Origin of the sequence: Klebsiella sp. CN_Kp075 (genome assembly GCF_040065055.2) — a bacterium.
Lineage (GTDB): Bacteria > Pseudomonadota > Gammaproteobacteria > Enterobacterales > Enterobacteriaceae > Klebsiella > Klebsiella aerogenes.
The window spans coordinates 889,784-915,484 of the sequence record NZ_CM198050.1 but is presented as its reverse complement, the minus strand read 5'-3'; the positions used below and the strand labels follow the sequence as shown (position 1 = coordinate 915,484).

The following is a 25,701-nucleotide window of genomic DNA, read 5'->3' as shown; positions in this document are numbered from 1 at the left end:
TGCGCTTAATAACCAAGTAAGCATTTACTTAATACAGAGGGGATATATATGGGAAGCGTCAGCGCGGGTACTGCGCAAAAAATGGGGTTAACGGCACTAACCCTTGTGACCGCATCAAATATGATGGGTTCCGGTGTTTTTATGTTGCCGACCAATCTCGCCGGAGTGGGATATATTTCACTATGGGGATGGTTGTTTACTATTATTGGCGTAATTGCGCTGGCGTTGGTTTTCGCTAAAACCAGTCTTATTACCCCTCGCGCGGGAGGGATCGTGGCCTATGCCAGCGATGCGTTTGGCCCTTTCATCGGTTTTCAGACGACGGTTTGCTACTGGATCAGCGCCTGGATTGGCAACGTCGCGCTCCTCGTCGCCGGGGTAGGCTATCTGAGTTACTTCTTCCCGGCGCTACATAATCCGGTTTACGGTTGTATCACCGCTATCGCTATTCTGTGGGCATTTATTGCCTTAGGCAGCCTGGGGGCTAAAACGGCCGGGCGCGCGCAGTCCTTCACCGCCAGCTGCATGCTGGTTGTGGTGCTGGGTGTGGGCATTGTCGGCTGGTTCTGGTTTGACCCGAAAATGTTCTCTGAAGTCTACAACGGGACGGGCAACAGCGACAGCTCAGCCATCGTCTCCGCGGCCTCCATTGCGCTGTGGGGTTTCTTAGGGGTGGAATCCGCCGTGGTCTCCAGCGGACAGGTGGAAAACCCTGAACGCACGGTGCCTCGCGCGACCGTATATGGTCTGCTGATTGCCTCCGTATGTTACGTCGGTAGCTGTACCGTTATCATGGGCCTGGTTCCCCACGCTGAACTGGTCAAATCTGCCGCCCCATTCGCCGATGCGGCACGCTATATGTTTGGCGATATGGCCGGCAACATCGCCTCCGCGCTGAGTATTATCGCCTGTTTTGGCTCCATTTCCGGCTGGTTGATCCTGCAGTCAGAAGGCCCGCGCGCAGGGGCGAAACAGGGGTTATTTCCGCAGATTTTCGCCGAGACCAATAAAAATGATGTCCCGATGAAAGGTCTGATTATTTCTGGCGTGCTGATGAGCCTGGTGCTGTTACTGACGGCTTCCCCCGATCTCGCCAAACAGTTCCAGGTGGTGATTCTGATGTCGGTATTTGCCTCCCTGCTGCCTTATATGTATGCCATTATCGCGCTACCTATCATCATGGTTTCTAAAAAGCTCAACCGTGGACGTGGCTTTATGTTTTATTGCGTCCTGACTGTCATCGGTATGATTTACAGTATATTCGCCCTACTCGGTTCGGGTACTGATTCCATTTTCTGGGGCACAATTATGATGATGGTAACTATTCCTCTGTTTTCTTTTGTCGCGGCCGGACGTAATAAAAAAGGCCAGGATATTCTTTACCTTCAAAAATAATATTTTATTCACCAACATAAATATGGAGATTCATATGTCTTTATCTATTGCCGATCAAAATAAACTTGATGCATTTTGGTCATACTGTGTAAAAAATCGCTACTTTAATATTGGCTACCCTGAATCTGCTGATTTTGATTACACCATGCTGGAGCGTTTTCTGCGTTTCTCAATTAATAACTGTGGTGACTGGGGGGAGTACTGTAACTATTTACTCAACTCTTTCGACTTTGAAAAAGAAGTCATGGAGTATTTCTCCGGCATATTCAAAATTCCCTTTGCGGAAAGCTGGGGTTATGTCACCAACGGCGGCACAGAAAGTAATATGTTTGGTTGCTATCTGGGAAGAGAGCTGTTCCCGGAAGGCACGCTCTACTATTCAAAAGATACTCACTATTCCGTGGCCAAAATCGTCAAACTGCTGCGTATCAAATCGCAACTGGTGGAATCTCAACCAGACGGAGAAATGGATTATGATGATTTAATCAATAAAATCAGGACCTCAGGCGAACGCCATCCTATCATTTTCGCCAATATTGGCACAACGGTACGCGGGGCTGTTGATAATATCGCTGAGATACAGAAGCGTATCGCTGCGCTGGGGATCCCACGTGAAGATTATTATCTGCACGCTGATGCCGCGCTAAGCGGCATGATCTTGCCTTTCGTGGAGGACCCACAGCCGTTTACCTTCGCCGACGGTATCGATTCGATTGGCGTTTCCGGACACAAAATGATCGGCTCCCCGATTCCATGCGGCATTGTGGTAGCCAAGAAAGCCAACGTCGACCGTATCAGCGTAGAGATCGACTACATCTCCGCCCACGATAAAACGATTTCAGGGTCACGCAACGGTCATACCCCTTTGATGATGTGGGCCGCCGTTCGCAGCCATACCGATGCCGAATGGCATCGCCGCATTGGTCACAGCCTCAACATGGCGAAATATGCCGTGGATCGCTTTAAAGCAGCAGGTATTGACGCGCTGTGCCACAAAAATTCCATCACGGTGGTCTTTCCGAAGCCTTCTGAATGGGTATGGAAGAAACACTGCCTGGCAACGTCCGGCAACGTGGCCCATCTGATCACCACCGCTCACCACCTGGACAGTTCCCGGATTGATGCGCTGATCGATGACGTAATCGCCGACCTGGCGCAACGGGCGGCATAAGAGTGAGCAGCGGCAACCTGCCGCTGCCCGCTGGACAATCTGGTGGGTTGCAGCGCCAACCGGAACCCGCCAGACCTGCACAGTATATGGGAATTTCGCATCAGGAGTCATAAACGATGAGTGCAAAGTTAAAAGCCATACGTGGTATGCGCGACGTACTGCCCGCCGAAACGCCAATCTGGCAATGGCTTGAAAATAAATTCCGCCGTCTGACCTACCGTTATGGCTACCAGGAGATCCGCTTACCCCTGCTGGAACCGGTCGCCTTATTCGAACGTGCTGTTGGCGAAGCCACAGATATCGTTGCCAAAGAAATGTACAACTTTACGGATAAAAGCGGTGAACAGATTACGCTGCGTCCCGAGGGGACCAGCGGCTGTATGCGTGCGGTGCTGGAAAATAATCTGTGTTACAACAAAACCCAGCGCCTGTGGTATCAGGGCCCGATGTTTCGCTATGAACGCCCGCAGAAGGGACGGCTGCGTCAGTTCACGCAGTTTGGTGCTGAAGCCTTCGGCATGGCCGGGCCGGACGTCGATGCTGAAATGATTTTTATGGTCCGGGATTTGTTCCAGGAGCTGGGCCTGACCCCGCATGTCAGGCTGGAAATTAACTCCCTGGGCACGCCGGATGAGCGGCGGGCCCATAAGGCCGCCCTTGTTGACTGGTTTAATGCTCATCGTGAGCAACTGGATGAAGATAGCCTGAAACGGCTGGAAACCAATCCATTACGTATTCTCGACAGCAAAAACCCGACCATGCAGCCCATGCTGGAACAGGCGCCGCGATTGCTGGATTACCTGTTCGAAGACTCCCGTCACCATTTTTCGCTGCTCTGCGAACTGCTCGATAAGGCCGACATCCCCTATACCATCAATCCGCGTCTGGTGCGTGGGCTGGATTACTACACCCGCACCGTGTTTGAGTGGGTGACTGATGAACTGGGCTCGCAGGGCACCGTCTGCGGCGGCGGCCGCTACGACGGCCTGGCGGAGTTATTTAATCCGAAGGCGTTGCCAGCCTGCGGTTTTGCCATCGGTATCGAACGCCTGCTGTTACTCATTCAGACCGTCAGCCAGAAAGATAATCCGTTGTGGCATTTTCACCCTGACGTGGTCATTACCAGTGAATGTCAGGATGATGGCCTGCGGGCCCAGATGCTGGCGGAGCTTCTGCGCCAACGTATTGAAAAGTTAAGCGTGATGGTGGATTGCAGCGGCAACAAACTTAAACGCCAGCATCAGACCGCCCTGCAAAGTCAGTGTCGCGCGATTATCACGCTGAATACCGACAATGAGATACGGCTGTGGGACCTCGCCAGCTCCCGTCAAATGTCGCTCGAAGAGAAAGCGCTCATTGACTGGCTGCAACAGCACTGCCAGTAAACACGTCCAGATTGGGTACCGTGCGGCAGGACGGTACTCGTCGCGGCGCTTATCCCGCCTTCAGCATTTCACCCTGACAAACAAATAGAGCCTTAACCAGAGAATCGTGGACATGCCGAGAAAAAACAGATTATTTATTCCGGGGATGCCGCATCTGGCGCAGCTTCGCGGGCATAATGGCGAAGCGTTATTCCGCCACGAGGAGGATTACTCTGCCTTCGAACGGTGTATGCAAGACGCGGCGCAACGTTACGCCGTGTCTATTCATAGTTGGTCACTTGCCGTCCCACGTATCCTGCTGCTGGTCAGCGCGCCGGATAAACAGGCGCTAAGCCGTTTTATTCAGCATATCGGACGCAGCTATGTGCCTTATTACAATCGTCGTTACCAGCGGCATGGCGCATTGTGGGACAGCCGCTACTTATGCAGCCCCCTGGAACCAGAAACCTATTTCCTGGCCGTGAAACGCTTTATTGAATGTGACGAGGACGGGAGCCCGGGATGCCATAGTCACGGTAATTTGCCTTCAGGTTTGATAGTCCCCCATCCTGCCTGGCTCAAGCTCGGTGAGAATGAGCCACAGCGACAGGCCCACTTCCAGGAGTTCTGCCGGCAACCGGTAAATCGGGCGCTGGTGACCAGGATCCGTCATGCACTGACGCAAAATTGCCTGCTCGCCTCGCAAGCGTTGAGCCAGCAACTTGAAGCCCAGATGGAAAGGCCGCTACGGGCACGACATTGCGGCCGCCCGCGCAAATATGAATCCTCCCCGTCAGAACAGTGGACCTGGCTGGAACTTCAGGCTGAACAGTTTCTGCGCCAGCATGGCTATCAACAGATCAGATTACCCTTACTTGAACATACATCGCTATTCGCGCCAGGCGGCCCGGTGATGGCCGACAAGGGAAAATTACGTGGCGATGGGACAACCGGATGTCTACGCCTGATGGCAGACAATCCTCATACCACGGTAATGAGCCGGATTTGGTATTCAGGCGCCATGTTCCGTCAACGTTCCCTGGATGGAGATATCCGGCAAAATCATCAAATTGGCGTCGAAGCATTCGGCATGCCCGGCGTTGATATCGAACTTGAGCATCTGGTCATGCAGGCGGTTTTCTTCAGGCGTATTGGCCTCGGTGAAATGGCGGAACTGCATATTAATATGCTGGGTGACGAGGCCTCGCTGGCGGCTTTCCGCCGGGCATTGCGCGATTACTATCAGCCCATCGCGCGTTTGCTGAACCCGGAGCAGCAGCAGTGGCTGGAGAAACATCCGGAGTGGTTGATCCATCATGAGGATATCCTTCTTCAGCGTCTTGCTCCTGCGGCGCCCTGTCTGGCGGATTTTATTACCGTCGACTCCCGTCATCGGTTCCAGCGCCTTCAGCATGCCCTGACCCAAGCCGGTATTGCCTGGCAGTACGATCCTGCGCTGTTTCCCGCCAATGACTATTGTCAGCTGGTCTTTGAATGGCGCAGCATCGCCATGGAGCGCGAGTTAATCATCAGCCGCGGCGGCCGATACGACGCCTGCGCCAGCCGTATTGCTGAAAAACCGGTTTCCGCCTGCGGTTTTGCATTCATGATGGAGCCGATTGTCACTCTGCTCGGTTATCGTCCCCAACCCGCCAGAGCACATCCGCCGACCGACATTGTGATTATTGCAGGCCAGCCCCGTGTGGCAGCTAAGGCAATGCTGCTCGGACGTAGCCTGCGTCAGCAATTTCCCTATCTAAGCATCATCAACGACTGCTCCCCCCAACGAATCAGCACTCGCTATAAAAATTCCAGACGTCTGGGGGCAAGATTTATCCTTGAAATCGAAGGCGACGGAGAAACGATCATCCTCTCTGATTCACGGGACCATCGTTTTAAGATTTGCACGCTTGATAACATCACCGATCGGCTCGCGCAGGTCGTTCTGGCTCAGTGATGGACGCTGGTCGATAAGAGGATTTGCTTATCTCACTCCATTATTTGATTAAAAGGACGTCGCGCATCCTGCAGCCATGGAATACGCCTATCGTTCGGGTACAACAGACAAAAGCGCGTCGCCAGACGATGCGCCTCGGCCAGGTCCCGCTGCTGCAACGCCAGCAAGATCTGCGTGAAGGAGACATTCGGGTCCGGTTGAACACGCACATAGTCAGGCGCCCAGCGGCGAACGGCTGCCAGCCAACGCTCATCGCGGGTATGTTGATATCGTTGTAGATACCCCATCTGGACATCAAACCGGTAGCGGGTGGCAAGCAGCCAGCCTCCTACAGGAAGAGGTTCGGCCAGACGCCACTGCGTCGATTGTCGCTCCGCCAGCGTCAGTTGCTGTTGTGTCTGCAGCGTGAGAAACAACAATGGAGTGATGACAGCAACCGCGATCGATGCCACGGCACGCAACAGCGACGCCAGGGTGAACGGCAGCCGGGCCCCTTTTCGCCGGCAGTCTGCGCAACGAAGCAACAAAATCAGCAGTAACCAGTGTGGCGTTGACTGCCTGACGGGGTATTCCGTCAACATATGAATAACCACGGGTAGCGCCGCCACCAGGCAGGCGCGATGCCAGCGATTGCCGTATAGCCAGAGCCATAAACCACTTGCCATAAAACAAAGCGCTCCTACCAGCCCAATCAGCCCTCCCTCCACCAGCCACAGCGCCAGTTCGTTATGCGGATGCGAGATGCTGCTCAGCCCCAACGGCCCCGCGCGTTCAAGAAACACGGCGGCGAAACTGCCCACGCCCCATCCTGTCCACGGACGTTCGGCAAATAATGCCAGCGATGCTTTCAACACCGTCCAGCGCACCTGGGAGGTCGTCAGGTGATTAACCGTCACCACCGACAAGAAATGGCGGGCAAGCGCGCCCGCAATCATGCCTATCGCCAGCGGCAGCAGGAGTAACAGCAGCGTACGGCGCTGCGCAGGAAAAACCGCCAGCAGCAAGGCCTCGCCTACCGCCACAGACAGGTAACCGGTTTGCGACTGAGACTCATGCAGAACAAATCCCATTAGCACCAGAGCAATCACGATGATAATTCGATATCCGCCACGTAGCCGTAAATAGAGCAATGCTGACAGCAGCACGCCACACGCCGTGAAGCTGGCCATCAGATTAACCTGCTGAAAAATACCGTAGGGGCGTGTACCGCGCCGCCAGGCAAACTCCCAGTAATTCACTCCCGGCCAATGCCAGTATTGATAGGTAAACGCCAGACATTCGAGGACGCACGCGCCCCAGAGCAGAGCCAACAGTAGTGTCAGCGTGTTTGTCGTAAGCGGAATTTGCAACGTCGCCAAATAGACGAGCACGCCTCCTGACAACGCCCCCGCCACCAGCAGCGCCTCGGACCGCCAAATCTCAGGCGTCAATAGACAAAGCAGCGTCAGAATGAGCGCGCCCATCGTAAACCCCGCGGCGGGTATAGTTATCCGCCAGCGTTGAAGAGGTACCAGTATCGATGCGCTAGCTGCCAGCACCACGGCATAAATCCAGGCCGTAATATTTAGCGGCAACGACAAACCGCTGCCGCCGTTATTCGGCCAGTAGAGATGCATTGCCCCGCCCCAGAACAGCAGACTGACAACGAGCAATACTTTCTGCGCCGGCAGCGGCGCAATACGATGCAATGCGTTCATCATGCTACTGGTAGTTCAGCGTCCAGGTCCCACTGGCGCTGAAGGGGCCGTATTCGAGAGTCTGATTTTTTATCGCCGACGGTTCCGCCGCGACCCATGCCAAAAAGTTCAGCGTCATCGAGCCTTCAGTAATCTCTTTGACTGACGTGCTTTCATCAAGGCGGATTGCCGTACCATCCTCTTCGCTCATTCCAATGCCGATTCCGGAGGCGCCTTGTTCACTGCTATCCAGCGCCAGATGATCCGCCAGCTCCGCATCTTCACGCCCGCTAAAAGTGACCGAGATCCCGCGAAAAACCTCCGGGTTGCAGTCGCGTAACTCAATGCTGAATTTTTTTGGCTTACTGCGCCCCGAGAGATAGAGATCCTGCGTCGCGATTTGCCCGAAATCGACCTCGATTTTATCGCCTCCTGGCGCAAGACTGCAGGCCAGCGCTCGAATGGTGCCGTGAAAGTACATATCGCCGCCGACCAGTTTAGTATCGGCCTGCGCCATGCCGCCAAGCAGTAGCGCGCTGGTCGCGATTAACGCCGTAAATCTCATGGCATCCCCCTACTGAAACTGCGCGACAACGGTGGCAGAGGCTTCAAACTCACCTTCTTTCACGCTGCCCACACCCGGTTTTGCCACCGGCGCGGCGGTAAGATTCCAGTCGCCCTGGTTCTGGTAAAACCCCTTCACGTTGTAGAATTGATTGGGCACGACGGTGCCGCCGCTCGCGTCTTTAATCACAATGCCGAGGTCGTCGCGCTTTTGTCCGCCGCTCAGCGTGCCGAGGAGATGATCGTTAAACCCCGCCGTGCCTGACGCCGTGGTAGTTTGTACGCCAAGATTAATGTTCAACGCGCCCTGATCGAAGCTTCCCCCCTCGCAGACCACATGAATGGGGATCGACTTGCTGTAGTTGGTGCCGTTGAGCCGGGCGGCGGAGCCTGGCAAATCGCCAAATTCAATGCTGATTTTGTCCCCGCGATTGAAGGTGCATTTATCCGGCACGGTAATGAGCCCGGATTTAATGACCACACGGGAAATTGGCGTTGTCGGCGTAGGGCCAGCGCTACCCAGACGTCCAGCAACCTCCACCAGCGACTGAGAGGTGATATTGATGCCGTTAATAATGGGTTTAGTGACAATAAACGTCACTTTTCCTTTAGAGCCACTTTCAATGTTAGTGGCTCGCTCGTAGCCCTTGCGCTTTTTACAGCTGTGGTCGTTGTAGCGATTCGAAAAGTTGGTGAACGGCGCCTGAACATAGTTGTTATACCGCCCGGCGACCCATACCTGGACTTCCACATCCAGGTACTCATTCAGACGAAAACGGTTCGCTCCCTGATTAGAAGGCGGCATGGTGGTCGTGGTGGTGTAGTAAATCGGCTGTCGCGAGATGTCGGCCTGCTCACAATGAAAATCCACGACATACCAACTGCCCAAATTCCAGGTGAACGGATCCGTTCTGCCGCCCTCGTGGTTTTTGCTGACATCCAGCGAGCTCAGTTCAATATCGTACTGATGCGGCGAACCGCCCTGTGGTTCTCCCTCACCGAGGGTAAATGCCTGCCCGGCCAGCGGACAGCCCGCCAGGGCGACCCACAGCAGTGCTTTGTGCAATACGCTCATAGATACTCCAGCTTAAGTCTGACCAGACCGTTAAATTCGCCAGCGGTCACCTCCTGCCCAAAAGATTCCAGCGCGGCAAGAAAGTGAATCGCGTTATCGCCCGGTTTGAGGATCCACATGCGTTGCGGTTGATTCAGGTGGATCAACTGGTTGCGTTCGGTCAGTAGCCGAATGCCCGCGCCGCGCACATCGCCGCGAATCCGCCCAAGATCGCTGTTTTCCGGCGCGCCTTCGGCCATCAGCGTCATTGAAACGCCACGCTCCACCGTACTGTGCGACAGCTCAGGGAGCTCGCTGGTCTGCCCAGGGAAGTCCTTTAACGTGTGCCCGGAGCCTTTTAAGCAGCCATTCAGGTGCAGCGTCACCAATACCGGATCGCTGCGATCGCCGCTCTGGCGAAAGCGGCTGGCGGAAATATCGCCGAGATCAATGGTCTGATCGCGTGAAGCCATATCCAGCACGCACGGCGAAACGAAAACCCGGCCATGAAAGCGGACGTTGCCATACTCGCCGGAAACGTTGCTCATATCATGGCGGCCGCTTGTGGCCTGAACCGTGCAGGCCATGCCTGCCATCAGCAGAGCGCAAAGCATCTTTTTCATTTACGAGTCCTTTACCGGGGCTGTTGCTCCATCGGCAATGCTTTACACACATTGCCTGTGCAGCTGAATTTCAATTCAGGGTGACCGCCAAAATCGTTCACGTACATCATGCTGAACTGGCTGACGCTGGCGTCCGATACCTTGAAATCGAGAGAGGATTTCGGCGAGATCATAATCCCCGGGAAATCAGTCAGTCTGCCGCCGCCCTGGGCTTCAGGTTTGCGGCTTAAGCCGATTAAGGTGACGAAGTATGGCGTTGGGTTATCCACGGTCCAGCGCTGACCCTGCTTGTGAAAGATCAGTTGGTTTTGCCACACCGCTCCCGGCGTTTCCGGCACGATAGCTGTCGGCCGATAGAACAATTTGATTCGCGACTGCATCGCCAGCTGCAGCACGTTCGGCTTATCCGGTTTTGGCGGAATTTCACGCACGTTCAGATAGAAGAGACTCTCGCGATCCTGCGGCAACGCGTTAATTCCGCTGGTTTTCGTCACGCGGGCGATTCCCTTCTGCCCACCGTTAATCCGTTGCAGCGGCGGTAAGACCATTAATGGCGAGGTAATTTTTGTGCCGTGGGCATCTTCTACCCACGACTGAGCCAGAAAGGGAATGCTCGGGCTGGTGTTGGTTAAGTTCGCACTTACCGAGCGCGCATCGCCGGTGATGATCATGCGGGTACGGTCGAGCGCAATACCCGCCCATGAAGCATTGATCTGGGCAATAAAAAACAGGCCACAGGCCACGGGTTTAAGCCAACGCTGGGCGAAATTAAGAGCTTGATTATTCATGACAAAATTCATTCAGGTTATTGAAATTATTCACAAGGCAACAGTACGTTGCCTTCCGGGTTGATTTGTTGCGGCACCTGCAGATGACACTGCGCGCGGCCAGCCCAGGCAACGGAAAGACGCTCGGAAGGATTCACCCCAGCAATCCAGGCCATGCCGTTTTCCATCACCATGGCGACGCTGACGCCGTTGGCGTTAAACACTTCGGCGCCAAACGGCGGCATCGAGCCATCCTTCAGGCGCAGCAGCGCCATCATTTTTTGCCCCTGCGCGACGGCAAAGCGCTGGTAGCCAATGGCGCCTTCCGTCAGGGTGTTAGTCACGATCGCTTTGGTCGCGGAAATGTCCTCGTCCATGGCGTCCACATCGATACGCGTATCAAAGCTGTGATAGCTGACGACATCCGGTACGACGGCAATACCGAAGCGATTTGAGTGCGCCTGTTCGCCATTAAGCGGCACATTGGCAACGCCATCGGTATCAACCATCACTCTGGCGGTATTCATTGACGCCTGGCTGTTATGTAGCGCCGCGCCGTGACGCGTCGCCGTAAAACCGCCGCGTACCGTGCCGCCAACGGAGAAATAGCGTGATTGCTGCCAGCTGACGTTGGATTCCAGTTCCGCCATCATGCTGCGGTGCTGGTAATAGCCATCAAATGCCGTATGACCTTCCCCGGAAACCCCTGCGCGCAAGCGCCACGGATTGTTACGATCGCGGTTATCGGAATACGAAACCATTTGGCTGGTCTGGTTACCGCTGTTCTGTAATTCATAATCCATAGAGCGGCCATCGCCCCATGGCACTGAAATTGAAAGCGAGAGACTGTCGTCCCGTTTGCCCTGATACTCAGAGCGATAAGCCGCAAGGTTGGCGCTGATCCCCTGGATACCCGCGAAGGAAAAACTGTGTCCCATCGATAACCCGTAACGATCCTGGGAACCGCGATCCCAATAGTTCTGGTGGGTATAGGTGAGGTAGAGCGTGGTCGCTAAATGTGGATCGTCAGCAAAAAAGGTTTTGTTGCCGGTAACGGTGTACATCTCTTTTTCGTTGCCGGCGCTGTTGTTACTTTCATACTGCTCGTCGAGAAACTGCGAGAAGGTGCGGAAGTTACGCTGTGAAAAGCGGTACCCGGCAAAGGTAATCGCGCTGTTGTACTCATCAAAGGTTTTGGCATAGCTGAGCTTAAAGGACATGCCTTTTTGTTCAGCCTGATGCTTCACCCGACTCACGGATTGCGTCGCATCGGCCGACAGCGCTCCCAGCCAGCTTAAATCCCGTCCAATCCCCATCGACCAGGCGTTGTAGCGCTCGCCGGTGAGCAACGCGCCGCCGTACAGTGACCATGCATTGCTCACCCCCCAGGAAAAATCGCCGCTATAAAACGCAGGACCCTGAACGTCGTGGTTATAACGCGATGGCTTGCCGACCGCGGCGTTGTAGCGAACATAGCCCGGGCGCGTCAGGTAAGGAATATCAGCCGTATTGACCTGAAAAGTTTGTACGCTGCCATCCTGCTCCTCGACCCGCACATCCAACGTACCGCGTACCGAGCCGTGCAGATCCTGAATATTAAACGGCCCCGCAGGAACGGTGGTTTGATAGATAACACGGCCCTGCTGACTCACGGTGACCTTCGCATTACTGCGGGCGATGCCGTGCACTTCAGGCGCGTAGCCCTGCAAATTTGGCGGCAGCATACGCTCGTCGCTGGCAAGGTTGACCCCGGTGAAGCGCACCGAATCAAAAACCTGAGAATTCAGATAGATTTCGCCGACCGTCAGTTTTGCAGCCTGCATCGGTAACGGGCGATAAGCATAGATCTGATCCCAGTCGATACGCCCATGATTACCATCTGAAGCGTAATTGGCCTGATACTGGCCACGAAAACGCCATGCGCCGAGGTTAAAACCTGTCTGCCCATAGCCGGACAGCGAGCGATAATGATCGCCGCCCTGTTCGTAATGCGTGGCCTGCCCTGAGATGCTGTAGTCAAAAATCAGCCCGGCGACGCCGTTATCCCAGCGCTCCGGCGGCGTCCAGTCTGGGTCGGTATATTTCATCCATGCCTGAGGCACGGTAATGTCCAGTACGCCTGCGCTATTATACAGCGCCACACCCGGCAGGCGGGAAATGTCATAGCAGTTTGCGTTAAGCGGATGAATATGGGTCAGCGCCTCTTCTTTGAGCGCCAGTAATTCGAGTTGTTGCGGCGTCAGACACGCCATAGATTTATGTGAATTGGCCGGATCTGCGATATAACGGATTGACTGTTGAGGAATCTCCTGGCTGTTAATACGAACATCCAGCAGATATTCTCCGGGAGCCACAAAGTTGCCTTCGGAAAAACGCTGTAAATCGACATTGTGCCTGTCGCTGGCATCCAGTACGTCGGTATTAAATTCAATGGCCTCATCCGCTTCAGCCCATGAAGCGGCGCAGACCAGAGCAATAAAAAGCGCCAGACGTTTTTTATCTGTTTTCAGCGTGATCATTTTCGTTCGCAACCTTCAGATACCCGAATTGCAGTGCAGCTCAGAGATAATTCACAACAAAATGCGTGACCGCAGTAAATTCGCCAGATGTCATTCTTCCATCGCGGGAGATCAAATAAGCCGTAAATTTGAGCGTATTTTTTCCTGGGTTAAGTACATAGTCCGGTGATGGTTCGCCCAGGTGAATTTGCTGTCCGTTGCTGTCGTATATTTCTATCGCTAAATTTTCAGTTTCCGATTGCACGCTCAGATAATCTGGATTGTCGCTATCGGCTGCGCCGGAAAAGGTAATATTGGCGCGTTGAAACACATTACCGGGATGTTGAGAATCCCCTAGTGAGCATCCCAGCAAATGAATGCTGAAATCATGCGCAGATACTTTTTCAGGTTTTCCGGAAATATCTCTGGCTGAGAGGTCATCAAATTCAACCAGTAGCGACCGGTCGCGCGGATCGACATAACAAGCAGCTTCAATAATATTTCCCCGCATACGCATTTTTCCGGGCGTACTGACAAGACGGTTGGTGTCAGCCAAAACCCATGCAGGCGATATAAAGATAAAAAGCAGTAAAATACGCCATCCAGGCATAACCGCATTTCCTTTCAGTTATTCGCAGGAAGGGTTAAGCAGGCGCGTTAATGCGCCCGCTGCAGATCGTTACTGATAATCGATCTGGAAATTAACGGTAGATTCAAAATCACCCGGAGTTACCGCTGCAGATGCGTTGTTTGCCTGCAGGTAAGCGACGAAATCAATGTCGGTTTCGCCATCGGTAATGTTGACCTGAGAGGCAGCTTTACCCCACTCAACATCCTGGTTGCCGCTGTCAACCATACCGATGCCTGCGCCCTTGGCGGTACCAGAGGTGAAGGCGGCTAGCGCGTTGTTGTCGGCATCAATCGTTGCCGGGGTATAAGTCACAGTAGCGGTTTTTGCGACAGTCGTATCGCAACCCTGCAGAACAATTTTGGCATGTTTAACGCCAGCACGTTGGTTGTCTTTTAACTGAGAAGTTGGGATCTCGCCAAAATTCACCTGCACCGGACTGGATTCTGGCGCCAGACCACATGCGGAATTAACGAGAGAGCCGGTGAAGTGGATTTTACCGTTAGTCGGTTCAACATTTTTTGCAGCGAAAGCAGAAGATGCAGTAAAAGTCATTCCCGCCATCAGCGCACAGGCCACAGCCACGTTTTTCATTTTCATATTACTACTTAACCTTATATCTGTTTTTTGGTTATTCCGACGATCTATTTCCGTAGACAATTCCTGCCCGGGAAAACCCGATCTCGCGGTAGCGGCAGCGCATATCCTTGCAAACAATCCATCTTAAACCGCACCGTATTTTGAAGTTCATTGGTATTCCATCAGAAATACCGTCCACAGTCGTTTACGCTGTTTCGGGGCTTATATTAAGTCGACGAAAAATTGACACAATGCCAAAATACGGAATCAATCAAACTCAGGAAATCGTGTTGCTTTCCCGTCTGCAGATCGATCTTTTACCTAAAAATCAGCCAAAAAACACGCATCTAGCAGTTTTAATATCTATTATTTATAGTTTTTATAGAGTTTTTAACTATCAACTATTTTTTAATTTAGAACAGATAACTGGCAAAATATATTTATAAAATATTTTTAAAAATTGAAAGGGATACCAAAAGTGAGTGCTGACAATAAGATAGTGAAAGAAAGGAAGGAGAATGAATGATTACATAAAGAATATTAAAATATTGTTATGTAAATGATAATAAAGCGATCTATGGCACAACCTCTTTTTATAAATGAATTATGTTATGCTGTTGCTTCCCCCACTCGAATGCGAGATATCCTGCTTTAAAGGAGACATCAGTGATTTCTCATATACCAATAAACAAAATTAAATCCGTAATTATTGGTGATGGTTTAGTTTTCAGACCACTTAAAAATACCCTAAAAGACGTGGCATCTGGTGAAATAGCCACATTGAATAATGTGGCCACACAATTACTGCTCTATTTGTTGCAAAATGGTAAAGAGATATCTTCGCGCGATGAAATTCTGCTGAATGTTTTTCAGCAGAATGGCGCCAGAGCGACGGATGCGAATCTTAACCAGCACATTTCATTTTTGCGCAAAGCCATTACGTCAACAGGTCATCCTGCAGAACTCATCGTTACCATTCCTCGTATTGGATTTCGGATGGGCGACGTCAATATCAATATTCAGCAAATGGAAGAAGCGCAAACGGCCGCCAGAGTTGCCTATGCTGCATCGACGCCGAGGAGAAAGAAACCAAACCGGTGGCCTGTCGCTATCACAGCGTTAATTACCAGCATCGCCGTGCTGGCAACAGCGTGGTTAACATGGATACCCAATCATATAGCCATGACGGACGCGGCTATCTTGCGAACCATCGACTACGAGCAATGCCGTGTACATATATTAGGAAATGCCCTCACAGACACGATAACTGAAAAGAAAGCGCTGGATATTTTCAAGTCCGTGGGGATTAGCCCCAACTGCTCGCACCCTAAAGACCTGTATCTCAATACCTGGGCGAGCAACCATAACCTGGTTGATTGGTCGTTTGCCGCTGAATGCGGCCTCAACCTCGGCTATTACCATTGCATCAGCCAGTATCGCCATCATGAGGAATGATATGAAGCAGGAAAGCGATCACTCTTTTTTACTCTGGTCAGTCGTAATTGTCATTATTGGGCTGGCCGCTATCGCTTATTTGATTATCACTGGGAATGCTAAAAAACAAGAAATCAGTTTTTCCTGCTCCTCGGAATTCACGTCGATACTCGACATCCAGAATACCAAAAAGGAACTCCATGGAATCATGCTGATTACCAGCTACAACTCCGGGCACCTTTCATTATCAGTGCAAGGAAAGCTCAAAAGCGATGACGGCGAGTTTGCTGTAAACCGAAAATTGTTCTTTCGGTATGCTCGTCCGCTTGGACATACTGCCGGCGTTTTCATGCTCACTCCCGAGGGACGCGAAAAATCCCCCGATGATGAAGCAACGGACGCTGTCGATTATCTCTTCTTCGACGCTTACGAACGTGCCGACAAGCTGTATATGTTAAAGCGGCTAAATGAGGAAACGGTTCTTATTGGCGATAACTTTTCACCCCGCTTTGCCTGCGTAATGAATCACTTCGCGGATTAATCACCTTCTGGATATGCGTCGGGTTAAGGATGACCTGATGTATCTCTCTGAATCGCCACGGATGATCGGTCATAGAGCCAGCACCAAGCTTTAGCAGATTCTTCGTGTTGAAATTGTCATCAACAGACTTAGGCTCCCCGCACCACAACTGGCGAAATTCCGGGCTGTCACCCAGTCTGGCAAAGCCAGCATGGCGCATCGCTTCCAGTTGGCCCATGCCCCGGCAGATTCTTTTCAGGGTGGAATCATCACAAATCAGGAACTCGCGGCAGGTGTGGGTCTTACGGCCAATTCCGTTCGCCTCTTTCCCTTCACGGAACGACATAACAGAATCGTCAGCGTTAAAGTAAAACTCTTCGGTCTGCGTATTAAACGCAGCCTGTACTAGCTTCCGCTTGATGGGACATTGCTTATTAAGCTGGGACGCGCTCGCAGTCCTGCCCGTACTCCAGGACGTTTGAAACGTCAGACAATGAAAAATAGAGAATTACCATGTGGAGTCTCCGAGTTTGATTATGTGTTCGTTCCGCTAAAATCAGACGTTGGGAAAGCATTTCCTGTTGTCTTCGACCTTACTGCACGTAATATGACCAGACACATTTTGGGAAGGAGTCTTTAATGGATATTGCGCTGCTTAACAGGGGCTGGAACAGAACATGGTCAGATACCATGGTGAATCTTGAAGCCCGGAAACTCGTCGAAACAGCAAACCGGCTGTCAGCATTCTATTTGCAAGATGGTCTTACACGAATCAAGTTTGTCGAAGAGATAAAACAGGTTGTAGATAAAGAATTTGAAACAGCACGACGAGCTAAAACCGATGAAGAATGTATTGTATGCATCAAAAATCTTCGTGCTGAAACAGATAATTTGCAAGAACAAGAACGCCTGTTAAGAACCAGAGCCGCCCAACTTTATGCAAAGGTCGAGTTTGTCAGGGAAAACAATAAAATCGTCGGATACGTGATTTCGGCAATCCATATAGTGGTATCTGGAGCAGCATTATTTGGTGGGATGGTTATGATGTCCACTATGACCCCTATTGGAGTTCTTGCAGGAGCAGTTTTATTTGTTGATGGTATTAACGGTATAACAAAAGAAGCAAGCCATCTTCGCTATGGTGAACAATCAAAATCGGAAGGAATTTTTGCTGATGGCGCAATGGAGACCGCACAATTTATGGGGTTTAGCCCAAAAAGTGGATTAGCTCTTTATAATACGGTGACTCTAGGGGCGAGTGTCTATAGTATCTTCGGCTTAGCAAGGAAACCCGGAGCTTGGCGATTATTCCGTTGGCTGCCGCGTGATTACTACCGAAAAGTTGACACAATGAGCAAGCCTAAGCTAACGATGAAAATCGCTGGATATGGTGTCAAAGCGAAAGTCATTTTTGATCTTCTGGCTACTGATAACAGTACAAATTAAGATTTGTTCACTCTACAGAATCGCCAAGATTTATAAGCAAGTACAGGCGGTTGTATAAAAATTGCAACCGCTGCGCCACAAGAAAGGCCAATAGCACCAGAGAAAACACTCTGCTCAGATGCGAACATCACAAGAAAAATGAATACAGCAAGGCAACCGGATACAACCCACACGGCAAGAATAAATCGCCTGGCCAGGTCCCTGATTGCATTCCCCAACGTTCCACCATAGCTTTCAACGTTGTTCTTTATCTTCTTCAAATCCGATGGTGTAAAGCCAGAACTCAACAAAGCCTCATCAGTAACATCCATATTGTCCTCTCCGCATTTCTTAACTGGCAATGGCACACATAATCATAGTGATGAACTTTCCAGCAATCCACATGATGTTTATGCAATGTATCAGATTTCAGACAATAGAAGCCATAACGCCCCGTTAGTGGTACAAGCAACAAGCGTAGCGACTTCATCAGGCCAACCTGGTTGGTTTAGCTTAGCGAAAGTCATCAGTGACTAAATCAGATTGTCAGAAGGATCACACCTTATCAGGGTGCTCGTGTACCTTTCGGAGCGTGAGCGAAGCGCTGGCAGAACCTGCATATGGTGTGCAGGTACGTTTACCACTATTCACCTGTTTACGCAGCCACAAGGCCACACATCAGGCTTAAATGCGTGTGATCAATCTGTTCGGGAGTTATGCCTGATATGCGGCTTTTTGTTCGTTGTTGTACTGTCGCGGTATGAACGATGGAACGACTGCCAGTGTGAAGATATGCTCCCCTGTACCACAGACCAATCATGCGGGCGTAGTACAATGGGTAGTTTAAGTTGTACCTGTAAAGCAGGGCAACGTAACTGACTGAATAATCTAACTTATTGATTATTAAGAGGGTTTGGAGCGGGCGAAGGGAATCGAACCCTCGTATAGAGCTTGGGAAGCTCTCGTTCTACCATTGAACTACGCCCGCGAAGAGGTGCGAAAAGCATTATAGACCTTACGCACCCTGTGGCAAGCCCGGATTGGGCTAACTGCTGATAAAATAACCTTTTAGCACTTAGGCTTACTGCCTTGCGGCGGCAGATAACGCAGCGGGTCGATGGCCGTGGCGCGATAGCGAATCTGGAAATGCAGCCGTACGGAATCGGCGTCCGTACTACCCATGGTCGCAATCTGCTGGCCAATCTTCACGCTCTGGCCGTTGTTAACCATCATCTTATCGTTATGCGCATATGCGGTGATGTAATCCTCGTTATGCTTAATCATGATCAAGTTGCCGTAGCCGCGCAGCTGGTTGCCGACGTAAACCACCTTACCGGCGCCGGCGGCGTAAACCGGCTGGCCGCGCGTACCGGCAATATCGATACCTTTATTGCCGCCATCGCGGGTAGAGTACGGCATCACCACCTTACCGCTGGTCGGCCAGCGCCAGCAGCGCTGCCCCACCGGCGGCCATGAGGACTGCGGCACCGCCGATGATGGCGTTACGGCGGCTGTGCGGGTGCTGGAGGATTTTTTCCCGGCGGTGCTGCTTTTTGCTTTCGAACCGCCGTTAAGTTTCAGTTTCTGCCCGACTTCAATAGTGTATGGCGGAGAGATGTTATTCAGGCGCGCCAGATCGCGTACGCTGGTGCCGGTGCTACGGGAGATCGCATACAGCGTATCGCCGCGCTTCACGGTATAGGTGGAACCAGAATCCGATGTGCTGGAACAGCCGGCTAACACCAGGCTACCAAGCAGCATCATCGCGATATAAAAGCGTGTTTTCATCAGGCGTCCTGCACTCAACGGTTTCTCATCTCGGCGTCATGGACGAATATCATACCAGCCCGAGGGACAATCCCCAATGTCCTACGGTTTTTCTACAACCTCTACTCCCTTCGGCGCGCTAAATGGATAGCCTCCGGCAATAATATCCATCAGCGCCGGGAAATACGACATCGACGGTAATTTCACCAGCGCCGGATAAAATATCTGCGGCGAGGGGAAGACATCAACCACATAGCAATGAGGCAGTTTTTCAGCATTCACTTCCGAGGATGGCAACAATGTCGCCGCTTCCAACCCGCCCTCCAGCCAGTCGAGGATCACCCCTGGTTGGGTAATATGCATAATCACTTTCGCGCTGATTCCTGATTTACGAAACAGGTCCATCAGCATCTCATAGGTGCCGGAATCTTTCGCCCGGTGAAGCAACACCAACGGCATCGTCGCCAGCGCGTTATAATCGAAGGGGTTAGACGGCGACTGCGGCAAACATTTTTTATTAATGACGGCTACCAATTTTATCGGGTCGAAGGAGACATAATCGAACCCCTCACTACGGTAGGGACGCTGTATTAAGGCCAGGTCGATAGCGCCTTCATTTAATAACGTTTCCAGATGACTTGAATCGGTCACCGAGATATTTATTGCCGTCTCTGGATTTCGCCGATAGAGCTCCATTAATAAAGGCTGAAAATAGTTTTGATAAAGATGCGTTAAGCCAACGCGCACTTCCGCACGGGTCTTTTGCGCAATATCGGCCGTTTCCCTGGCGGTATCTTCCACATGGCGTAATATTTCACACCCCTTACGATAAAGAAAATAGCCTGCTTCCGTTGGTTCAATACGGTTGCCGCGGCGTTCAAAAAGCGACACCTGCAGCTCTTCTTCCAGCTCTTGTATCCGCTTACTGAGCGGCGGCTGCGCCATGTTGAGCGATTTCGCCGCCTGGCTAACCGAGCCATGTTCGACTACCCGGCAAAAATAGCGTAAGCGTTTCAGATCCATTATCTAACCCCTCTTTATCTGCAGGTCAGTATTGCACTAATGGTATCAAAGAAAAAGCCGCGGAAAATTCCTCGATTTTAATTAATCATTTCTTAACAGCTTTTTAAATTAAACCTTTTTGATCTACTGAGCATCCGGTAAACGGTATTTGTTTAATTAATCGAACAAAAATATTGTGCGGTTAGCGAAATTGCTTTCCCAAAGGAACACTCATGGCACACTCAGATAAAAAAGCGCCGTCATCGGTGCATGATTTACGCTCTGCCCTGGCGCTATTAAAAACGCTACCTGGCGAATATGTTGAAACCGATACCGAAGTCGATCCCCACGCCGAGCTCTCCGGCGTTTATCGCTACGTGGGCGCCGGCGGTACCTGCCAGCGTCCGACGCGTAAGAACGGCCCGGTGATGGTATTTAACAACATTAAGCGCTTCAACGACATCAGCGTAGCCATCGGTCTGAACGGTTCACGCCAGCGCGTCAGCCAGTTCCTGCAGTGTGAACCGGCGAAACTGGGTCATCTGTTGAAGGACTCCGTTGAAAATGCCATTGCCCCGACCATGGTGCAGGGCGCGGCGGTATGCCAGGAAGTGGTGCACCTCGCCAGCGATGATGATTTCGATCTGCGCAAGCTGCTGCCTGCGCCAACCAACACCGAAGAAGACGCTGGCCCATATATCACCATGGGCCTGTGCTATGCCTCCGACCCGCAAACCGGTGAATCCGATATCACCATTCATCGTCTGTGCGTACAGAGCCGCGATGAGCTCTCAATGTGGCTGACGCCGGGCCGCCATATCGATGCCTTCCGCATGAAGGCGGAAGCGGCAGGACAGCCGCTGCCGATCTCGATTAGTATCGGCGTGGACCCGGCTATCGAAATCGCCGCCTGCTTTGAACCGCCGACTACCCCGCTGGGCTTTGATGAGCTAAGTATCGCCGGCGCGCTGCGCGGCCATCCGGTGGAGATGGTGCAGTGTAAAACCATTAATGAAAAAGCCATCGCCCACGCCGAAATCGTTATCGAAGGCGAACTGCTGCCGAACGTACGCGTGCGTGAAGATCAAAACACCAATACCGGCCGCGCCATGCCGGAGTTCCCTGGCTATACCGGCGAAGCCAAAGAGGCGATTCCGGTCATTAAAGTTAAAGCGGTTACCCATCGTATCAACCCCATCTGGCGCACCACCGTCGGGCCAGGCGAAGAACATGTCAACATGGCCGGGATCCCGACCGAAGCCAGTATTCTCGATATGGTAGAACGCGCCATGCCGGGCAAATTGCTCAACGTCTTCGCCCACTCGGCAGGCGGCGGCAAGCTGCTCGCGGTGCTGCAATTCAAAAAATCGTCTCCAGCCGATGAAGGCCGCCAGCGCCAGGCTGCGCTACTGGCATTCTCCGCCTTCCCGGAACTCAAACACGTTATTCTGGTAGATGAAGATGTTGATATTTTCGATAGCGACGACGTGCTATGGGCGATGCAAACCCGTTACCAGGGCGATGTCGATACCGTGGTGATCCCTGGCGTACGCTGCCATCCGCTCGACCCGTCGCAGGTGCCGGAATACAGCCCCAGCATTCTGCAGCAGGGAATGTCGTGTAAAACCATTTTCGACTGCACCGTACCGTTCCATCTGAAGCACAACTTTGAGCGCTCTAAGTTCAAAGCGGTTGATGTAAAACGTTTCCTGCCGGATTTCGAATAAGGGCAAATACCATGACACCACGCATCATCATTGGCATTAGCGGCGCGTCCGGATTCCAGTACGGCGTCAAAGCGCTGGAGCTTCTGCAGCCGCTGGCGGTAGAAGTGCACCTTGTGGTCTCCAAAGGCGCGGAAAAGACCTGCGAGCTGGAAACGGACTACCGCTTAGACGAAGTGATGGCGCTGGCTGACGTGGTACACCCTATTAACCACCTGGGCGCATCTATCTCCAGCGGATCGTTTAAAACGCTGGGGATGTTAGTCGCCCCCTGCTCGATGCGGTCATTGGGCGCTATCGCTCACTGTCTCACCGATAATCTGCTCACCCGCGCGGCGGACGTGGTGCTGAAGGAACGCCGCCAGCTGGTGTTGTTAGCACGCGAGACCCCGCTCAATCTCGGCCATATACGCAATATGGCGGCGGTTACCGAGATGGGCGGCATTATCTTTCCACCGGTTCCGGCGCTCTATCAACGCCCGCAAAGCGCAGATGACATTATTACCCATAGCGTGAACCGCGCACTCGACCTCTTTGATCTTGAGGTCAATAACATCCCGCGCTGGGGTGAAGGCGCGCTGCATTACGCGTAACAGGAACTCGCAATGTTAATTGGTCCATATGTAAATGGTTCCGCCGTGATTATCGGTGGATTGATCGGCGCAATGGCCGGAGGCAAACTTCCGGAACGCGTCAAAACCGCGCTACCGATGACCTTTGGTCTCTGTTCCGTCGGCCTGGGCATCACCCTGGTGCTGAAGGTGAAATATATGCCGGCGGTAGTGCTGGCGATGGTACTCGGCGCTTTCCTCGGCGAACTGCTGCATCTGGAAAAACGTATCGGCAGCGCGGCGGGTTCAACACGCGGCTTGATTAATAAAGTTTTGCCGCCCGTTCAGGGGTTAGGTCATGAAGAGTTTACCGAAAAATTCGTCGCTATCCTGGTGCTGTTTTGCGCCAGCGGTACCGGTATTTTCGGCGCCATGACCGAAGGTATGAGCGGCGATCCGTCAATCCTGTACATTAAAACGATCCTCGATCTGTTCACTGCCGGGATATTCGCAACCCTGCTGGGCTACGCGGTGATGACCATCGCTATCCCGCAGATCGTTATTCAGGTGGCGCTGGCGATGCTGGCGGTATTTATTCTGCCGATGATCACCCCGTCAATGATGGCGGATTTCTCCTGCGCCGGTGGATTGCTGATGGTAGCGACCGGGTTGCGCATCTGTAACATCAAGCTTTTCCCGGTCGCCAACATGCTACCAGGGCTTGTTTTGGTAATGCCTTTCTCCCATTTATGGGCTACCCTAGTGGCCTGAGTACATGACCCGGCGGGTTTGTGCCGGGTCATTTATTTTTTCAGGAGTCGTCATGGCCGGGGAACACGTCATTTTGCTGGATGAGCAAGATAAACCCACAGGTATGCTGGAGAAGTATGCCGCCCACACGCTCGATACCCCTTTGCATCTCGCGTTTTCCTGCTGGTTGTTCAATGAGCAAGGCCAGTTCCTGGTCACGCGCCGTTCGCTTAGCAAAAAAGCCTGGCCCGGCGTGTGGACTAACTCGGTGTGCGGACATCCGCAACAGGGCGAGACCTTCGAGCAGGCCGTCACCCGGCGCTGCCGCTTCGAACTGGGCGTCGAGATCGCTGATATTGCCCCCGTCCACCCGGCCTTCCGCTACCGCGCCGTCGCCCCGAATGGCATCGTCGAAAACGAAGTGTGCCCGGTTTTTGCCGCACGCGTGGTCAGCGAACTGCAACCGAATGATGATGAAGTCATGGATTATCAGTGGGTTGAGCTGCCGGAAATGTTAAGCGCGCTGGCTGCTACCCCGTGGGCCTTTAGCCCGTGGATGGTGCTGGAAGCCAAAAACAAAAATGCGCGTCAGGCATTGATAGACTTTGTCGCGCGTGTACGTGCGTAACCGCGAGTAACGAGCATTAAAGAGCCGGGCTACGCCAGAGACGAAGCTTGACATCAGACATAAAAAAACCCGGCAAGCCGGGTTTTTTGCTTTTCGCGAAAAGCGATTATTTCTGCGGACGCATTGCCGGGAACAGAATAACGTCGCGGATGGTGTGGCTGTTAGTGAACAGCATCACCATACGGTCGATACCGATACCCAGACCGGCGGTCGGCGGCAGGCCGTGTTCCAGCGCGGTGACGTAGTCTTCGTCGTAGAACATCGCTTCGTCGTCGCCGGCGGCTTTCGCGTCAACCTGATCCTGGAAACGCTGCGCCTGGTCTTCGGCGTCGTTCAGCTCGCTAAAGCCGTTACCGATTTCGCGGCCGCCGATGAAGAATTCAAAGCGGTCGGTGATTTCCGGGTTCACGTCGTTACGACGGGCCAGCGGAGAAACTTCTGCCGGGTATTCGGTGATGAAGGTCGGCTGGATCAGATGCGCTTCCGCCACTTCTTCGAAGATCTCGGTCACGATACGGCCCAGACCCCAGCTCTTCTCAACTTTGATGCCGATAGACTCAGCGATCGCTTTCGCGGAATCGAAGTTATCCAGATCAGCCATCTCGGTTTCCGGACGGTATTTCTTAATCGCTTCACGCATGGTCAGTTTTTCGAACGGCTTGCCGAAATCGAAAGTCTGATCGCCATAAGGCACCGCGGTATTACCGAGGATGTCCTGCGCCAGGGTGCGGAACAGGGATTCGGTCAGCTCAATCAGGTCTTTATAATCCGCATACGCCATATAGAGTTCCATCATGGTGAACTCTGGGTTGTGGCGAACGGAGATCCCTTCGTTACGGAAGTTACGGTTGATTTCGAAGACGCGTTCGAAGCCGCCAACCACCAGACGCTTGAGGTACAGTTCCGGCGCGATACGCAGGTACATGTCCAGATCCAGCGCATTGTGATGGGTGATGAACGGACGCGCGGAAGCGCCGCCAGGGATCACCTGCATCATCGGGGTTTCCACTTCCATAAAGCCGCGGCCAACCATGAACTGACGGATGCCAGCCAGGATCTGCGAACGTACTTTGAAGGTGTTACGGGATTCGTCGTTGGAGATCAGATCGAGGTAACGCTGACGGTAACGCGCTTCCTGATCCTGCAGGCCGTGGAATTTGTCCGGCAGCGGGCGCAGGGCTTTGGTCAGCAGACGCAGCTCGGTGCAGTGGATGGACAGCTCGCCGGTTTTGGTTTTGAACAGCTTACCGCGGGCGGCGATGATGTCGCCGAGATCCCATTTTTTGAACTGATCGTTGTAGACGCCTTCCGCCAGGTCATCGCGCGCGACGTACAGCTGAATGCGGCCGCCGACATCCTGCAGGGTAACGAAAGACGCTTTACCCATGATACGACGGGTCATCATGCGGCCAGCAACGGCCACTTCGACATTCAGCGCTTCCAGCTCTTCGTTTTCTTTGGCATCGAAGTCAGCGTGCAGTTGGTCAGAGGTATGGTCACGACGGAAATCGTTCGGGAATGCGACGCCCTGCTCACGCAGCGCAGCCAGCTTCTCACGACGGGTTTTCAGTTCATTATTAAGGTCAATTGCCGCGTCAGCGCCCTGTGCTTGTTGTTCAGACAT

At 52.6% G+C, this 25,701-nt stretch carries 24 protein-coding genes and 1 tRNA gene; 11 read left to right on the top strand and 14 right to left on the bottom strand.

Annotated features, from left to right (window positions below; all coding sequences use genetic code 11):
- The first annotated feature begins 48 nt into the window (after positions 1-48).
- From hdcC to ABLV78_RS04395, 4 genes are all read left to right on the top strand, one after another.
- Complete coding sequence (hdcC, locus tag ABLV78_RS04410) at positions 49-1,395, top strand: histidine-histamine antiporter (protein ID WP_045373958.1); 1,347 nt, start codon at positions 49-51, stop codon at positions 1,393-1,395.
- A 34-nt stretch (positions 1,396-1,429) separates the two neighbouring features.
- Entirely contained in the window at positions 1,430-2,566 is a 1,137-nt protein-coding gene (locus ABLV78_RS04405) for a histidine decarboxylase (RefSeq protein ID WP_015369839.1), read from the top strand.
- Positions 2,567-2,682: 116 nt separating this feature from the next.
- Positions 2,683-3,951: a histidine--tRNA ligase gene (gene hisS, locus ABLV78_RS04400; RefSeq protein WP_045373961.1), complete on the top strand. Its 1,269-nt coding sequence runs from the start codon at positions 2,683-2,685 to the stop codon at positions 3,949-3,951.
- A 112-nt stretch (positions 3,952-4,063) separates the two neighbouring features.
- Positions 4,064-5,887, top strand: a complete 1,824-nt coding sequence (locus ABLV78_RS04395; RefSeq protein ID WP_047043997.1) for an ATP phosphoribosyltransferase regulatory subunit — start codon at positions 4,064-4,066, stop codon at positions 5,885-5,887.
- Positions 5,888-5,919: 32 nt separating this feature from the next.
- On the opposite strand, the gene ABLV78_RS04390 is transcribed toward ABLV78_RS04395, so the two are convergent.
- The 8 genes from ABLV78_RS04390 to ABLV78_RS04355 form a co-directional block, all read right to left on the bottom strand.
- A complete protein-coding gene (locus ABLV78_RS04390) occupies positions 5,920-7,587 on the bottom strand; it encodes an O-antigen ligase family protein (protein ID WP_047043998.1) in 1,668 nt (555 codons plus the stop codon).
- 1 nt (position 7,588) lies between these two features.
- Entirely contained in the window at positions 7,589-8,128 is a 540-nt protein-coding gene (locus tag ABLV78_RS04385; RefSeq protein ID WP_047044000.1) for a fimbrial protein, read from the bottom strand.
- A 9-nt stretch (positions 8,129-8,137) separates the two neighbouring features.
- A complete protein-coding gene (locus ABLV78_RS04380; protein WP_045391956.1) occupies positions 8,138-9,202 on the bottom strand; it encodes a fimbrial protein in 1,065 nt (354 codons plus the stop codon).
- Complete coding sequence (locus tag ABLV78_RS04375; protein ID WP_045391958.1) at positions 9,199-9,804, bottom strand: fimbrial protein; 606 nt, start codon at positions 9,802-9,804, stop codon at positions 9,199-9,201. Before ABLV78_RS04375 ends, ABLV78_RS04380 begins: the two co-directional genes overlap by 4 nt.
- 11 nt (positions 9,805-9,815) lie before the next feature.
- Positions 9,816-10,592, bottom strand: a complete 777-nt coding sequence (locus ABLV78_RS04370; protein ID WP_047044003.1) for a fimbrial biogenesis chaperone — start codon at positions 10,590-10,592, stop codon at positions 9,816-9,818.
- A 26-nt stretch (positions 10,593-10,618) separates the two neighbouring features.
- Positions 10,619-13,090 carry a fimbria/pilus outer membrane usher protein gene (locus ABLV78_RS04365; RefSeq protein WP_047044005.1) on the bottom strand — a complete coding sequence of 824 codons (2,472 nt, stop codon included), beginning with the start codon at positions 13,088-13,090 and terminating at the stop codon, positions 10,619-10,621.
- A gap of 40 nt (positions 13,091-13,130) precedes the next feature.
- Positions 13,131-13,679 (bottom strand): fimbrial protein, encoded by a 549-nt coding sequence (locus ABLV78_RS04360; protein WP_047044007.1) that lies wholly within the window; start codon positions 13,677-13,679, stop codon positions 13,131-13,133.
- A 69-nt stretch (positions 13,680-13,748) separates the two neighbouring features.
- Complete coding sequence (locus ABLV78_RS04355) at positions 13,749-14,297, bottom strand: fimbrial protein (RefSeq protein ID WP_015369827.1); 549 nt, start codon at positions 14,295-14,297, stop codon at positions 13,749-13,751.
- Between the two features lie 645 nt (positions 14,298-14,942).
- Here ABLV78_RS04355 and ABLV78_RS04350 point away from each other — a divergent pair.
- Together ABLV78_RS04350 and ABLV78_RS04345 are read left to right on the top strand one after the other, a co-directional pair.
- A complete protein-coding gene (locus ABLV78_RS04350) occupies positions 14,943-15,731 on the top strand; it encodes a winged helix-turn-helix domain-containing protein (protein WP_047044009.1) in 789 nt (262 codons plus the stop codon).
- A 1-nt stretch (position 15,732) separates the two neighbouring features.
- Positions 15,733-16,251 (top strand): FidL-like protein, encoded by a 519-nt coding sequence (locus ABLV78_RS04345; protein WP_045391971.1) that lies wholly within the window; start codon positions 15,733-15,735, stop codon positions 16,249-16,251.
- On the opposite strand, the gene ABLV78_RS04340 is transcribed toward ABLV78_RS04345, so the two are convergent.
- Positions 16,193-16,576 (bottom strand): hypothetical protein, encoded by a 384-nt coding sequence (locus tag ABLV78_RS04340; RefSeq protein WP_141097045.1) that lies wholly within the window; start codon positions 16,574-16,576, stop codon positions 16,193-16,195. The genes ABLV78_RS04345 and ABLV78_RS04340 overlap by 59 nt on opposite strands.
- A 293-nt stretch (positions 16,577-16,869) precedes the next feature.
- Between ABLV78_RS04340 and ABLV78_RS04335 the strand changes: the two genes are divergently transcribed.
- Positions 16,870-17,676 (top strand): DUF4225 domain-containing protein, encoded by an 807-nt coding sequence (locus ABLV78_RS04335; protein ID WP_047044010.1) that lies wholly within the window; start codon positions 16,870-16,872, stop codon positions 17,674-17,676.
- Here ABLV78_RS04335 and ABLV78_RS04330 read toward each other — a convergent pair.
- The 4 genes from ABLV78_RS04330 to ABLV78_RS04315 form a co-directional block, all read right to left on the bottom strand.
- Positions 17,673-17,987, bottom strand: coding sequence for a hypothetical protein (locus ABLV78_RS04330; RefSeq protein ID WP_047039252.1), 315 nt, complete (start codon positions 17,985-17,987; stop codon positions 17,673-17,675). The genes ABLV78_RS04335 and ABLV78_RS04330 overlap by 4 nt on opposite strands.
- A 582-nt stretch (positions 17,988-18,569) precedes the next feature.
- Positions 18,570-18,643, bottom strand: a tRNA-Gly gene (locus ABLV78_RS04325).
- A gap of 80 nt (positions 18,644-18,723) precedes the next feature.
- On the bottom strand, positions 18,724-19,443 hold the full coding sequence (gene actS / locus ABLV78_RS04320) for an amidase activator ActS (RefSeq protein ID WP_045391979.1): 720 nt from the start codon (positions 19,441-19,443) through the stop codon (positions 18,724-18,726).
- Between the two features lie 81 nt (positions 19,444-19,524).
- Complete coding sequence (locus ABLV78_RS04315; protein ID WP_047044013.1) at positions 19,525-20,445, bottom strand: LysR family transcriptional regulator; 921 nt, start codon at positions 20,443-20,445, stop codon at positions 19,525-19,527.
- A 212-nt stretch (positions 20,446-20,657) separates the two neighbouring features.
- Between ABLV78_RS04315 and ABLV78_RS04310 the strand changes: the two genes are divergently transcribed.
- From ABLV78_RS04310 to idi, 4 genes are read left to right on the top strand one after another with little or no spacing between them, the layout of a single operon-like run.
- Positions 20,658-22,151: a UbiD family decarboxylase gene (locus tag ABLV78_RS04310; RefSeq protein ID WP_047044015.1), complete on the top strand. Its 1,494-nt coding sequence runs from the start codon at positions 20,658-20,660 to the stop codon at positions 22,149-22,151.
- Between the two features lie 11 nt (positions 22,152-22,162).
- Positions 22,163-22,741, top strand: coding sequence for a UbiX family flavin prenyltransferase (locus tag ABLV78_RS04305; protein WP_047044017.1), 579 nt, complete (start codon positions 22,163-22,165; stop codon positions 22,739-22,741).
- 12 nt (positions 22,742-22,753) lie between these two features.
- Positions 22,754-23,470, top strand: a complete 717-nt coding sequence (locus ABLV78_RS04300) for a DUF554 domain-containing protein (protein ID WP_004144724.1) — start codon at positions 22,754-22,756, stop codon at positions 23,468-23,470.
- 52 nt (positions 23,471-23,522) lie between these two features.
- On the top strand, positions 23,523-24,077 hold the full coding sequence (gene idi, locus ABLV78_RS04295; RefSeq protein ID WP_047044019.1) for an isopentenyl-diphosphate Delta-isomerase: 555 nt from the start codon (positions 23,523-23,525) through the stop codon (positions 24,075-24,077).
- A gap of 106 nt (positions 24,078-24,183) precedes the next feature.
- Here idi and lysS read toward each other — a convergent pair whose 3' ends face one another.
- Positions 24,184-25,701, bottom strand: coding sequence for a lysine--tRNA ligase (gene lysS / locus ABLV78_RS04290; RefSeq protein WP_015369798.1), 1,518 nt, complete (start codon positions 25,699-25,701; stop codon positions 24,184-24,186).